At 72.2% G+C, this 14,268-nt stretch carries 5 protein-coding genes and 1 pseudogene; all 6 read right to left on the reverse strand.

Annotation, left to right across the window (positions count from 1 at the left end; translation table 11 throughout):
* Positions 1 to 19: 19 nt before the first annotated feature.
* Complete coding sequence (locus BJY18_RS06665; protein WP_184778614.1) at positions 20 to 1,609, reverse strand: acyl-CoA carboxylase subunit beta; 1,590 nt, start codon at positions 1,607 to 1,609, stop codon at positions 20 to 22.
* Positions 1,606 to 8,166, reverse strand: coding sequence for a type I polyketide synthase (locus tag BJY18_RS06670; RefSeq protein WP_184778616.1), 6,561 nt, complete (start codon positions 8,164 to 8,166; stop codon positions 1,606 to 1,608). Before BJY18_RS06670 ends, BJY18_RS06665 begins: the two co-directional genes overlap by 4 nt.
* A complete protein-coding gene (locus BJY18_RS06675; protein WP_184778619.1) occupies positions 8,163 to 9,899 on the reverse strand; it encodes a fatty acyl-AMP ligase in 1,737 nt (578 codons plus the stop codon). The genes BJY18_RS06670 and BJY18_RS06675 overlap by 4 nt, the downstream gene beginning before the upstream one ends.
* 94 nt (positions 9,900 to 9,993) lie before the next feature.
* Positions 9,994 to 11,478, reverse strand: a complete 1,485-nt coding sequence (locus BJY18_RS06680) for an MFS transporter (RefSeq protein ID WP_312873761.1) — start codon at positions 11,476 to 11,478, stop codon at positions 9,994 to 9,996.
* A gap of 132 nt (positions 11,479 to 11,610) precedes the next feature.
* Positions 11,611 to 12,549, reverse strand: a pseudogene (locus tag BJY18_RS06685) (R2-like ligand-binding oxidase); the annotation flags it as partial.
* Positions 12,546 to 14,174: a CocE/NonD family hydrolase gene (locus tag BJY18_RS06690; protein WP_184778621.1), complete on the reverse strand. Its 1,629-nt coding sequence runs from the start codon at positions 14,172 to 14,174 to the stop codon at positions 12,546 to 12,548. The pseudogene BJY18_RS06685 and the gene BJY18_RS06690, both read right to left, overlap by 4 nt.
* Positions 14,175 to 14,268: the final 94 nt, after the last annotated feature.

The raw sequence follows: 14,268 nt of genomic DNA on the forward strand, positions 1-14,268 counted from the left end.
CTTTTCTCCGTTCCACTGCTCACAGGGGGATGTTCCCGTGCTTCTTGGCCGGCAGGGCCTGGCGCTTGGTCCGCAGCGCCCGCAGGGCGCGAGCCACCTGGACGCGGGTCTGCGAGGGGGCGAGGACCTGGTCGACGTAGCCGCGTTCGGCGGCGAGATAGGGGCTGGCGTGGCGTTCCCGGTACTCCTCGGTCAGCCGGCGCCGGGCCCTGGCCAGCTCGTCCGGCGGCAGTCCCGCGAGTTCGCGCCGGTGCAGCACCTGCACCGCGCCCTCCGCGCCCATCACCGCGATCTCCGCGGTGGGCCAGGCGATGTTGACGTCCGCGCCGAGGTGTTTGGACCCCATCACGGCGTACCCCCCGCCGTAGGCCTTGCGGGTCACCACGGTCACCTTCGGCACGGTCGCCTCGGCGTAGGCGTAGATCAGCTTCGCGCCGCGGCGGATGATCCCGCCGCGTTCCTGGTCCACTCCCGGCAGGTACCCGGGGACGTCGGCGAGGGTGAGCAGCGGAATGCCGAACGCGTCGCAGAACCGCACGAACCGGGCCGCCTTCTCCGAGGCGTCGATGTCGATCACGCCGGCCTGGCAGCGGGGCTGGTTGGCCACGACGCCGACCGTGTGCCCCTGTATCCGGGCGAAAGCGCAGATCATGTTGGGGGCGAAGGCACCGTGGATCTCGGTGAACTCGCCGTCGTCGACCAGCCGGGCGATCACCTCGGTCATGTCGTAGACCTGGTTCAGCGCATCCGGGACGAGCCGGTCCAGTTCGAGGTCCGCGGCGGTGATCCCGGGATCGGTGTCGTCGGTGTACTCCGGGGCCGGATCGAGGTTGTTCGACGGGAGGTAGCCGAGCAGGACCTGGACCCATTCGATCGCGTCGTGCTCGTCGGCCGCGCGGTGGTGGGCGTTGCCCGCGACCTCGCTGTTGGTGCCGGCCCCGCCGAGTTCCTGGGCGCTCACCCGTTCCCCGGTCACCGCGTGCACCACGTCCGGACCGGTCACGAACATGTGCGAGGTGTCCTCCACCATCACGGTGAAGTCGGTGATCGCCGGCGAGTACACCGCGCCGCCGGCACACGGGCCCATGATCATCGAGATCTGCGGGATCACCCCGGAGGCGAGTGCGTTGCGGCGGCCCAGTTCCGCGTAGTAGGCGAGCGACACCACGCCTTCCTGGATCCGGGCGCCGCCGGAGTCGTTGATGCCCACCACCGGGCAGCCCAGCGTCATGGCCAGGTCCATGACCTTGAGCACCTTTTCGCCGAAGACCTCTCCCATGCTTCCGCCGAACACGCTGAAGTCCTGGGAGAACAGGCAGATCTGCCGTCCGTCCACAGTGGCGTGCCCGGTGACCACGCCGTCGCCGTAGGGGCGGTTGGCGTCCATCCCGAACTCGGTGCAGCGGTGCCGGGCGAGCTGGTCGAGCTCGACGAAGGAACCCGGGTCGACCAGCAGGTCGATCCGCTCGCGGGCGGTCAGCTTGCCCTTGGCGTGCTGGCGGTCGATCGCGCGCTTCTCGGCGATCCGGACCACCTCGTCCTGGCGGGTGGCCAGATCGGCGATCCGGAACGACGTGGTCGGTGTGAAGGAGAGGTCTTCGAGCGTCATCGTCGGGTCATCCCCTTTCCTGCGTGCGGTGGGCTCCCGAGCCGTCCCGCGAGCGCGTCGGCGATCACGGACACGTGCGGCGGGTCGATCATCGAGACGTGGTCGCCGGGCACCCGGATGATCTCCAGGTCCGCGCAATACTCGTCCCAGCCGAGCGTTTCGTCGGTGCGCAGGTACCGCGGGTCGAGCGTGGTCGTGAGCGGATGCGGTTGCCGCGCCCGCAGCAGCAGCACCGGCCCGGCGTAGGGTCCGGGCAGGTAGCGTTCCGCGACCCGGGCGTCCACATAGGACGTGTACTGGTGGTGCAGAACGCCCTGCCCCATCCCGGGGACCTGGGCGGCCAGCCTGCTCATGACGAGCCGGATCTGCTCGTCCTCGCCGAGCGGCCCGAGCTCGGCCCGGGGAATCTCCAGCGGGACGCCGTAGGTCGCCTCGATGTGCTCGGCAAACCGGTCGAAGCGCTCGAGCAGCAGCTCTCCGACCGGCTTGTCCGGCGCCGGCAGCGGCAGGATCGTGTCGATCATGAACACGACGTCGACCCGCTCGCCGGCGGCGGTCAGCCGCTGGGCCGTCTCGTAGGCGAGGCAGCCGCCGAACGACCAGCCGCCGAGGTGGTAGGGACCGTGCGGCTGGACCTCGCGGATGAGCTCGAGGTAGCAGCCGGCCTTGCCCTCGACGGTGTCCTCCTCGTCGATCCGTTCCAGCCCGTAGGCCGGTTGCCCTTCGGGAAGCAGCCGGACGAGTTCCTGGTACACGCTGGTGGGACCGCCCGCGGGGTGGAACAGGAAGACGGGTTCGGCGCCGACCCCGTCGCGCAGCAGCCGGATCGGGCCGCCGCCGAACCCTTCGACCTCGGCCCGCAGCAGGTCGGCCATCGCCGCGATGGTCGGCGTGGCGAACAGCCGGGCGACGTCCGGCACCGCTTCGAGATGCTCGGTGAACACGGCGTGCAGACGGTCCGCGGCGTCCGCGTCCCCGCCGGCGGTGTAGAAGTCGTCGTAGACCCCGGGCTCCGGCCGGTCGAGCACGGCCTGCCAGTGCCGGGCGACCCAGCGTTCGGCCGGATCGCGTGGTCCGGTCACCGCCTGCGCCGGCTCGGCCGGGCGGGTCGCTCCCGCGCCGAAACCCGCCTGTTCGGCGAGGTGCTCGGCGAGATCGGTGAGGCTGGCGCCCCGCAGCAACAACGGCACCGGCAGCGGCAGCGCGAAATCACGCTCCACCGCGCCGCGGGCCCGCATCGCCATCAGCGAGTCCAGTCCGAGGCTCGTCAACGGCGCGTGCCGGTCGATCGCGCCCGCGCCGTAACCCATCAGCCCCGCGACGACCTCGGCCAGGTGTTCGGTCATCGCGGCCCGTGCCGTCTCCGGCGGCGCGTCGCGCAGCGAGTCCAGTCCCGCCCAGGTCGACGGTTCGTCGGTACCCGGTTCGCCGGACGGCACGAACAGCTCGAAGAAGCTCCGCTCGGCGAGGCGGGGGAAAAGGGCGAGCACGGTCTCGGCGTTCACGCGGGCGACACCGGTTCCGGCGCGGCCGTCGGCAAGGACGGTTTCCAACGCCTCGAGCGCTTCCTCGGTGCCGAGCGGATCGAGTACCGGGTTGCTGCTGCCGGCGGCCGCCCCGGCTTCACCCCAGGCGCCCCAGTTGATCGTCGTCGCCGGAAGACCGAGACCACGGCGCCAGGCGACCAGTCCGTCGGTCCAGGCGTTCGCCGTGGCGTAAGCCGCCTGGCCGGGCGACCCGAACAGGGCGGCGGCCGAAGAATAGACCAGCCACCAGTCGAGGTCGTGGCCCTCGCTCGCCTGGTGCAGCCGCCACGCGCCGAGCGCCTTGGGCCGCCAGACGGTGCCGACCGCCTCCGGCGTGAGCTCGATCGCCGCGCCGTCGGCCAGCACCCCGGCCGCGTGCAGCACTCCGCGCACCGGCATGCCTCCGGCCGCCGCCGCGGCCAGCACCTCGTCGGCCGTGCCCGGTTCGGCGACGTCACCGGTCACCACCCGCACTTCGGCACCCAGCTCGCGCAGCTCGGCCAGCGCCGGTTCGGTCTCGGGACGCGGACCTCCGCGGCCGGAGAGCACGATCCTGCTCGCGCCACGGCCGGCCAGCCACTTCGCCGCGACGAGGCCCAGTCCGCCGAGCCCACCGGTGATGACGTACGCCCCGTCGCGCACGACCGGAGCCGGCGGCGGCTGCGTGAGTTCGGGTCGGACGAGCCTGCGGACGTGCCGGATGCCCTCCCGCCAGGCGATCTCGTCGTCGGGACCGTCGGCACGCACCTCGTCGTGCAGTTCGGTCACCCACAGCCGGGCCGGGTCGGGCTCGGCGTCGAAGTCGACCTGGCTCACGCGCAGTTCGGGATGTTCGAAGGCCAGCACCCGCACCAGGCCCCGCAGCGCCGCCAGGTCCGGGTGGCCGGACTCCCCCGGTTCGACTCCCGCCGCGCCCGCGCTCACCAGCCACAGCCGCGGCGCCGGCGCGGGCGCCTCGGCCAGCCCGGCGAGCACCCCCGCCACCGTGACGAGCGACTGCTCCGCCCGGAGCGGATCGGGCTCGCCCAGCTCGGCCGCGCAGCCGTGCAGCGCCAGCACGCCGGTCACCGGACGGCCCGCGGCGGCGCGGGAACGCAGCAGCTCGGCCAACCCTGCGTGGTCACCGAGCACCGCGGTGCGCAGTTCACCGCCGGCCTCGGTGACGCTTCCGCGCAGATTCGCCAGCCACGGCCCGGGCTCCCGCTCGCTGTCCAGCAGCACGACCAGGCTGTCCGCCCGGTCCTCGGGCAGCGACGGCAGCTCGGCCTGCTCCCACGCGGCCTCGTAGACGAGGCTCGGCAACGGCACCGGCAGCGCCGAACGCCGGAACCGCCGGCAGTACACGTCCCGGAACCCGACCAGCACCGCGCCGTCGGCATCAAGGAGCTGAACGCTGCCGAGCAGCCCGTCACCGGACTCGTCGACCGAGTCGAGCACAGCCTCGGCCCGCACTCCGCGCCGCGGGTCCCCGGCGAGCACGACCTCACCGATCGTCAGCGGCAGGTAGAGGCCACCAGCCTCCCCGAGCGCCTCGCCGGTCGCCGCGGCCAGTGCATGCAGACAGGCGTCGGCGAGCGCCGGATGCAGCACGTGGGCCGGATGGTCGCCGGCCTCTTCGGGCAGTGCGATCGACGCCGAAGCGCGGTGCGGCGCGGCCAGGACCCGGCGCAGGCCGCGGAACGCGGGACCGTAACTCTGCCCGAGGTCGGCGAGCGCGCGGTAGAGGTCGACGGAGTCGGCGGCTTCCTCGTCGAGGGGTTCGAAAGCGGGCAACGGCGTCTCACCCGCGTGTATCCGTGCGGTGGCATAGCGGACCCAGCTGCCGTGCGCGGATTTCGCGTGCACGCCGACTTCCCCGTCCACCAGGCTCGTCGTGACTTCCGTGTGCTCGCTCAGCGGCAGCACCCGGTGCAGTTCGAGGTCACCGACGCGCACCTGCCGCGCCGGTGCCCGCTCCACCGAACGGGCGGCGGCGAGTGCTAGTTCGAGGAAGCCCGTGGCAGGGAACAGCGGTACGCCCATCGCGGCATGGTCGGCGAGCCACGGCAGTGCCGCGGTGCCGACGTCGGCCCGCCACAGATCCCCGCCGCCGGGCTGTTCGATGTGGACACCCAGCAGCGGATGCGCCCCGGGGTCCGGCCGGTGCGCGGAGCGCCGCGGCCAGAAGCGCTCGTGCCGCCACACCGGACCGGGCAGCTCGACCGGCGTGACCCGCGGGCGGTGCTCGAGGACACCGGGGCGGCCGAGGACGTGCAGCCGGGCGAGGCTGGTGAGAAACGCCGTCCGCTCGTCGAGCTTGCGGCTGCCGGTGGGGAGCCCGATCGCCGCGCCACCGGTGGTCTGCTCGATCGCCGCGAGCGCGATCGGGTGTGGTGAGATCTCGACGAAGATCGTGTGGCCGTCCTCTGTCGCCGCGGCCAGTGCTTGCGCGAACCGCACCGGACGACGCAGGTTCGCCGCCCAGTACTCGACGTCGAACGTCGGCGTCTCCCGCGGATCGTCGAGAACACTGGTGTAGCACGGGAGTTCGGCGTGCCCGGGTTTGAGGGTGGCCAGGTCGGCGCGGAAGCGGCCGAGCACGGCGTCGACGGCGGGCGAGTGGCCCGCCCCGCGAACCGGCAGCCGGCGAGCGAGCCTGCCCATTTCCTCGACGTGCGAAACGAGGGCCTCGACCTGAGCAGCGTCCCCGCTGACCGTGCACTGCGTCGGTGAGGCGTAGACCGCCACGGTGACGTCGGGGTAGGCGGTTTCAAGTGCCGACAGCTCCGCCGGCGACAGCTCGACCACGGCCATGGCGCCGGCGCCGCTCTGGTCGACCTCCGCCAGCAGCTGCGCGCGGGTCGCCATCACGCGCAGCCCGTCGGTCACGTCGAGCGCACCGGCGACGACCGCGGCAGCGACCTCGCCCATGGAGTGCCCGAGCACCGCGGACGGGACGACGCCGTGCTCCCGCCACAATCCCGCCAGCGCGGTCTGCAGACCGAACAGCGCCAGCTGTGTCGCCCCGAGGTCGGGCAGTTCCTGTTCGCCCGCAAGAACTTCGCGGAGCGAAAATCCCGCCTCGGCGCGGAAGGCCGGATCGAGGGCGTCGACCTCGGCGCGGAACGCCGGCTCGGTCCGCAGGAGCCGCCGTCCCATCTCCGGCCACTGTGAACCGTAACCGGAGAAGACGAACACCACGTCCGTCCGTCCCTCGGCCTCACCGGTGACGACCTCGCGCAGCGCTTGGACGAGTTCACCGCGTTCTTCGGCGACCACCGCCGCGCGGACCGGCAGATGCTCGCGCCGGGTCGCCAGAGTCCCGGCGACGGCATCCAGCGGCACAGCGCGGCCCGCGGGCGAGTCGAGCCAGTCGGCGAGCTCGTCCGCGCGGGCGTGCACCGCTTCGGCGCTGCGGCCGGACAGCGCGAACACGCGCGGACGGTCACTCGCGGCCGCCCGGACCGGGAACGACGCGGCAGGCCATTCCTCCAGCACGACATGCGCGTTGGTACCGCCGAAGCCGAACGCGGACACCCCGGCCCTTGCGGTGCCCGGGTAGCGGGGCCAGTCCCGGCCCGCCTCGACGACCCGGACACCGAGGCCGTCGAAGTCGATGTGGGGGTTGGGCACCCGGTAGTGGAGGCTGGCCGGCAGGCGCCGGTGCACCAGCGCGAGCACCACCTTGATCAGCCCGGCGATCCCGGCCGCCCCTTCGAGGTGGCCCAGGTTGCTCTTGACCGAACCGAGCAGCAGCGGCCGGCCGGGCTCGCGGTCGGCACCGAGGACCGCGCCCAGCGCCTCGGCTTCGATCGGGTCACCGAGCAGCGTTCCGGTGCCGTGCGCCTCCACGTAGTCCACAGAGGACGGATCGACTCCCGCGACGGCGTAGGCGTCCCGCAGCAGCGACGCCTGCGCGTCGGGATTGGGGGCCATCATGCCGTTGGAGCGGCCGTCGGAGTTGACCGCACTGCCGCGGATCAGCGCCAGCACCCGGTCGCCCGCGGCACGGGCGGCCTTCAACGGCTTGAGCACGACCACGCCGCACCCTTCGCCGCGAACGATACCGTCCGCACCGGCGTCGAACGGTTTGCAGTGCCCGTCGGGTGCCAGCACGCCGGCCCGGTGGAAGTTGGCCGTGATCCCGGGCGAGAGCAGCAGGTTCACGCCCGCGACGAGCGCGGTGTCGCTCTCGCCCCGGCGCAGGCTCTGCACGGCCTGGTGCACGGCGACCAGCGACGACGAACAGGCGGTGTCGAGTGTCAGGCTGGGACCGCGCAGGTCGAGCAGGTAGGACAGCCGGTTCGCGGCGATACTCGCCGCCGCACCCGTGCCGGACCAGGCGTCGATGCCGGTGACGTCGGTCATCGTGAGGTAGCCGTACTCGCTGGCGGACAGCCCGACGAACACCCCGGTCCGCGAGCCACGCAGCGAGCCGGGCGGGATGCCCGCGTGCTCGAGGGCTGCCCAGGTCACTTCCAGCAGCATCCGCTGCTGCGGATCCATCGCCTCCGCCTCGCGGGGCGTGATGCCGAAGAACGCGGCGTCGAATCCCGCCACGTCGCCCAGGAACCCACCGCGCCGTGGCAGCCCGGCCAGCGCCGCCTCCGGCGCGAAGGATTCCCAGCGTCCCTCGGGAACCTCGGCGATGCCGTCGGCTCCGGCGTCCAGCAGCCACCAGAACTGCGCGGGCGACTCGACCCCTCCCGGCAACCGGCAGCCGACGCCGACGACCGCGATGGGCTCGCCCGCCGCCACGGGTGCGGGCATCGCGCCGTGCCGCGACGCCGTGTCCTCAGTGGACACAGATCCCTCGGCGGACACGGCCAGCGCGAGGGCGGCGATGCTGGAGTGCCGCCAGACCAGCGTCACCTCGAGCGGGCGGCCGACGAACCGGCCGAGGTCCCCGGTCAGGCTCATCGCGTCCCGGGAGGACAGCCCCGCTTCGTGCAGCGGGGCGCCGGGATCGACCTGTCCCGCGGAAACACCGGTGATCGTGGCCACCCGGTCGGTGAGCCATTCCTGCACGGCCGCGGCGTCCGGCGCGGTCATCCGAGCCGCCGTCCGGTCAGCACACCATCCAAATAGGACTTCCGGCACAGCGCCCTGCTGATCTTGCCGCTGGAGGTCCGTGGCACTTCGCCGGGCGGCAGCACGACGACGTCGTGCAGGCGCAGGCCGTGTTCGGCCGACACGGCCGCACGGAGGGCGTGAGCGGCCGCGGCGAGATCGGCCTCGACGGCCTTGGCCCGCTCCAGCACGGCGACCGCGGTCTCCCCCTTGTCGTGCGGGATCGCGAACACCGCCGCCGAGTGCGGACGTACGGTGGGATGGGACTCGACCGTCTGCTCGATGTCCTGCGGATAGTGGTTGCGGCCGTCGACGATCACGAGATCCTTCAGCCGGCCGGTCATGTACAGCTCGCCTTCGAAACGCACGCCGAGATCGCCGGTGGCCAGATACCCCGCGCCGAACGTCGCCGCGGACTCGCGTGGACGGCGCCAGTACCCCTGCCCGACGTTCGCTCCGATCACCTGGATTTCGCCGACCTGACCGTCCGGAACGGGTTCTCCGCTGTCCGGGTCGCCGATGCGGACCTCCTGCTGGGCCGGGAGCCCGCACGAGACGAGCGTGGTGACCGGGGCGCCGGGGCCGGCCGGCACGGCGGCCCCTTCGGCCAGCCGGTCCCGGTCGAACCCGACCTGACGCGAGGGCGCGCCGGCGTCGGTCACCGAAACCAGGACCGTCGCTTCGGCCAGACCGTAGGAGGCCCGGTGCACCTCCGGGCGCAGACCGCAGTCCCCGAAGGCGTCCTGGAACTTGGCGATGGTCGCGGGCAGCACCGGCTCACTGCCGTTGATCAGCGACACCACCCGGCTCAGCTCCAGATAGCTCTTCTCCTCCTCCGGCACGCGGGAAGCGCTGTAGGAGTAGGCGAAGTTGGGTGCGGCGCTGATCGCGCCCGGGCTCGCCGAGAGTGCCCGCAGCCACCGTCCGGGCCGCTCCAGGAAGGCGATCGGGTCCATCAGCACCGAGGCCAGGCCGCCGACCATCGGCGCGCCGAGACCGAGGATCAGGCCCATGTCGTGGAACAGCGGCAGCCAGCTGACCGTCGAGGTGCTCCCGGTCTCGGCGCCGTAGGCCGCGCACGCCTGCCGGGCGTTGGTGAGGACGTTGTGGTGGGTCAGCATCACCCCGGCCGGCGAACGGGTGGAGCCCGACGTGTACTGCAGGTAGGCCAGCTCGTCAGGTGCCGGGCGATGCCAGTCGTGCTCCCCCGCCGCGGCCGGTTCCACCGTGTCCACCGACAGGATCGTCGCCTCGAGGTCCAGTGGGCCGAGGAAACCCGCGAGCTCGCCGGCCAGGTCGGTGGTGGTCAGCACGACTTTCGGGGCGCAGTCGGCAAGCGTCGCGGCGAGCCGGCCCGCGTGCCCGGGCAGGCTCGGGGGGAACAGCGGGACGGCGACCAGCCCGGCACGTACGGCGCCGAGGAAGGCGACCACGTAGTCGGCGGACTGCGCGGTCAGGATCGCCGCCCGCTCCCCCGGCCGGGCCGGCCCGCGCAGCCGCGCGGCCACCCCGCTGACCCGGTCGTCGAGTTCGCGCCAGGAGAGCGTCACCGCGCGGCCCTCGGCGCTGCCGCGGTAGTCCAGGAACGTCACGGCCACCTCGTCACCCAGGAGACCGGCCCACCGGCCGAGCATCGTGGCGAAGGATTCCCCTTCGAGGTGGTCGGCCCCGTCCGGTCCGGGCACCGCGAAAGCCGTTTCGGAAATGGTCTCCATAGCGCCTCACTAGTAACGTGGGAGGAACGCGTGAATACAAATAATGCGCGGATTCACTTTCGGGTGAAACTGTATTTCTCCCGAACCGCGGATGTCAATCGCGGGAACCACCGGGTCCGCTTTCCGGATCGCGGTACTCACCGCGAAACGAAGAATGCCCGGAGACCGTTGTCACCGCGGGAAGAGTTTTCCGCGGCCGGGCCCGAAACAAGGTCATGGCGAGGACCGCGCCGCCGATTTCCAGACCGGCCGCGACCAGCAGCCCGGCGGTGTAGCCGCCGGCGAGGGCCGGTCCCGCCGCGGTGCCGGCGTCGAGCCGGGCCGCGCGCACCGCGGTCAGCACCGCGCCGATGAGCGCCACACCCAGCGCGCTGGACAGCTCGCGGGACGCGGTCAGCAGCCCCGAGGCGGTCCCGGCATGCCGTTCCGCCACGACTTCCAGCGCATGCGAGGTCAGCGGGGTGGTCAGTGCCGACCCGGCGCCGATCAGCAGCAGCCCCGGCACCCGCGGGAGAACTTCCGGAACATGGTTGACCAGCGCGACGGCGAGCAGCCCGAGCGCCACGACGAGCAGCCCGGCGCCGACCGTCCGATGCGGACCGAAGCGGGGCACCGCCCAGGGCACCAGCGGGGTGGCGGCCACGATCGCGACCGCCACCAGCACCAGCGGCAGCCCGGCCTGGATCGGGCTGAGCCCGAGGGATTCCTGGTGCAGCAGCGGGGTGAAGAAGAAGATCCCGGAAACGCCGAGGCCCCACAGCAGCTGCACGGCAAGCGCTCCGACGAACACCCGGTGGCCGGTCAGCGCCGGCGAGACCAGCCGGTCGGCGGCCCGCCGCTCCCGCGCGGCGAACCAGCCGAGAAGACCGATGCCCAGCACGGTGAGCACGGCCGGGAACAGGGCTCCGGTCCGGGTGTCGTCGCCGAATTCGACGAGGGCCACCGTGACCAGCACGAGTCCGGTGGTCACCAGCGTCATCGCCCCGATCGCCGGACGGCTGCCGCCCGGCGCCCGGCCCGGCCCGGCCGTCACCGGGAGCAATCCCAGCAGCACCATCACGAACGGCAGGTTGACGAAGAAGATCCAGCCCCAGCCCAGGTACTCGCTGAGCAGCCCGCCCAGCGCCGGCCCGATCGCCAGTGCGACCGCCAGGCACGCGGTCCACAACGTGGCACCGACCGCCCGGCCGCGAGCGTCCAGATTGGTCCGCAGCAGGCTCAGCAGGCCGGGCACCAGGAACGCGGCCGCCACCCCCTGCAGCACCCGGGCGCCGATGAGCACCCCGGCGGTGCCGGCCACACCGCCGAGGGCCGCGCCGAGACCGAAGGCCACCAGCCCGGCCGTCAGCGTGCGGCGCTGCCCCCAGCGGTCGACGAGCGTGCCCGCGACCAGCAGCAGACTCGCGAACGGGAGCATGTACCCGATGCTGACCCACTGCAGAGCGGGCAGGTCCAGCGCCAGGTCCCGGGCTATCGAGGGCACCCCGGCCGCGACGATGTTGTTGTCCAGCGTGGTGATGAACGCGCCGAGCGCCACCACGACCAGGGTCGGCGCCGCTCGCTGTCTCCGGCCGGTCACGACGGGCACCTCCTCGCCTCGGCGGGATCAGTCCACTGCCTCGGCTGACCTCGCGTTGTCCACTGTGGATGGTGCGGACACGGTGTCCCCTCGGCCCGCGGCCCCGACGGGGGCGGCGGGCTTGACCGGGTTCGCGTCGTCCTCCTTGCGGAAGTCCTCCTCGAGCTGTTCCGGGCTGTAGTCGAGGTCGATCGAGGCGACCGGCATCCCACGGGCGGCCTCGATGGCACGCAGCCGGCGCATCGCGCGGTCGGCGGCGTACTCCATCACCCCGTCCATCCGCAGGTCGAAGGGGTCACCTTCGAGCCGGGAGGTCGTCCACTCGATCTGCGCGATCGCGTGCGGCAGCAGGGCCTGCATCTCGTCCTGCACGATCTGCCAGTTGCGGTCGTCGGCCGCGACGTGGCGGCGGCAGGTGAACGTCCCCCAGGCCATGTGCCGCCGCTCGTCGTCGCCGATGCGCCGGATCAGCTCCTGCATCCCGGGCAGGATGCCGTGCGCACGGCAGGCCCGGTTCCACACGAAGTACCCGGTCAGCGCGAGCACCCCCTCGACGAGGTGGTTGTAGACCACCGAGGCGCGGATCTGGTTGGCCGGACTGGGATCGTCGCGCAACCGGTTCAGCGCGGTGGGCAGCGCGTCGTAGAAGATCGCGCGGTAACCCGGGTTGTCCTCGACGTGCTCGTGCAGGTTGCCGCTCATTCCGACCGCGTCGAGCCACAGCCGGAACACCTGGGTGTGCTTGGCTTCCTCGAAGCAGAACTGGGTCAGGTACATCTCGTCGGCGAAGCGTCCTTCGGCGCCCATCGCCGCGAGGAACGGCTGGATGTCGTGGGTGACCGCCTCCTCGCCGCCGGCGAACTGCGCGCACAGCATGGTCGCGGCGAAGCGCTGCTGGCCGGAAAGGCCGGCCCAGTCCACCGCGTCCTGGGTGAAGTCCAGCTCACCCGGATCCCAGAACTTGGCGTTGCCCTTGGCGAACAGCCGCAGCGGCAGCACGTCCCAGTTGAGCCCGCCCGCGCGCAGCGCGGTGAACTCCTCTCGCGTCCCGGAGGGCGTCGTACGCGTCACTGGTTCTCTCCGTTCTCGGCGGGCCGGCGCACCGGTACCTCGAGCCACGAGGGATCGGCGATGCTGGAGGTGAGTCCGAGCTTTCCGGCGCCGGTGTTGCAGTCGAGGAACAGCGGGTCCTTGGAGTCGACGACCAGAGCCAGGTGGTGCTCGGCGGCGAGGGTGTAGGCGGTCGGCGAAAAGTCCAGGTCGACCGGCTGGTTACTCCCCGGTGTCGCGTGCTTCCAGCTGTAGGGCAGGTAGTTCACCAGGCTGCCGGTCCCGGCGGGGTCGACGTCGTAGACGTAGGCCACGAGCGTGCCCGTCTCCGCCGGCGGCACCACGCTCAGGTGCGCGCGCAGTGCCCCGCGGATCTCGGTCGCCGACTCGGCCGGCGGCTGGTTCCAGACCGCGCCGCTGCCGCGGTCGACCTGCCACAGGAACGCGGTCGGCGGAGCACCGCTCAGCGCTTCCAGACTGTAGGTGGCCAGCGGGACACCGCCGTTGGCGACGGTGTCGCGGTTCGCCGCGATGCTGCTGTCCCAGGCGGCGGGCTCCGGTTGGAGCGTGCCGTCGATTCCCTTGCCCCGGCCCAGATACAGCCGCGACGGTGTGCCGACGACGTCCGCCCACCCGGACTGGTACTCCGGAGGCTGCATCCCGGGGCGGGCACGGGTGACCAGAGGCGGTTCGTTCTCGATCGAGGTGTCGGTGCCGGCGACGTGGGCGTCGAACCAGCGGTACACCGAGTTCCAGGTATCGCTGGGCAGGCCGAGCAGGCCTCCGGATTCGGTGGCCGCGTGGTCGCCGGGCACGAACTCGGCGCGTTTGGGGCCGGTCAGCCGCTCGTAGAAGTCCACCATCTGCCCGGGCTGGAACACCGTCTCGCTCCAGGTCTGGATCGCCAGCACCGCCGGATGGTTCGCGTTGATCCGGTCGAGGTAGCCGATCGGTGAACGCGGACGCGCCCAGTCGATCACCGCCTGGGAGTCGGCGTCGGAGATCGCCGGCTCGAGGAACGTGGTCAGCATCGTGTCGGTCTCGGGGCTGAGCGTGCCGTTGGCCTTGCCCGACAGGTAGAGCACCAGCCCGGCGAGGCCGTGGCGGGTGTCGTTCTGGGTCAGCGACGCGACCAAATCCGCCCAGCCGCTGAGCGAGGCGACCGCTTTGATGCGCGGGTCGAAACCGGCGGCGATGAGCCCGATCCCGGCGCCGTAGGAGACCCCGCCGACGCCGATCCGCGCCGGATCCGCGGCGGTGTGGGCCAGGGTCCAGTCGATCACGGTCGAGACGTCGGCGATGTCGTCGGTGCCCGCCACCTCGACGCTGCCCCCGGACTCGCCGAAACCGCGGGCGCCGTAGGAGATCACCACGTAACCGCGGTCGGCCAGATCACGGGCCGGGATGACGTTCTGGGTCCGGCCACCGCCCCAGGCGGCGACGAGCACGGCGACCGGATGCGGACCGGGCGAGGCCGGCTCCATCACCATGGCGCCGAGCGAGATTCCGCCGTCGGCGGACACGTCGACGAATTTCGTGGTGAATCCTTCGGTGGTCGCCGAGGCGGCACCCGGCAGGACGGACGCGGCCAGCACGAGCAGCACGGCGGCCGCACCGGCGCGACCGCGCCGCCTGAAGCGCATCATGTTTTCCGAACTCCTCTCACCGGTGAGTTCCGACGTCCGGAAACGAGAATTCGTCCGCATTCCGGAAAGGGCGACGCTAACAACCGCATTGCGA

It is taken from the genome of Amycolatopsis jiangsuensis, from assembly GCF_014204865.1.
GTDB classification, from domain to species: domain Bacteria; phylum Actinomycetota; class Actinomycetes; order Mycobacteriales; family Pseudonocardiaceae; genus Amycolatopsis; species Amycolatopsis jiangsuensis.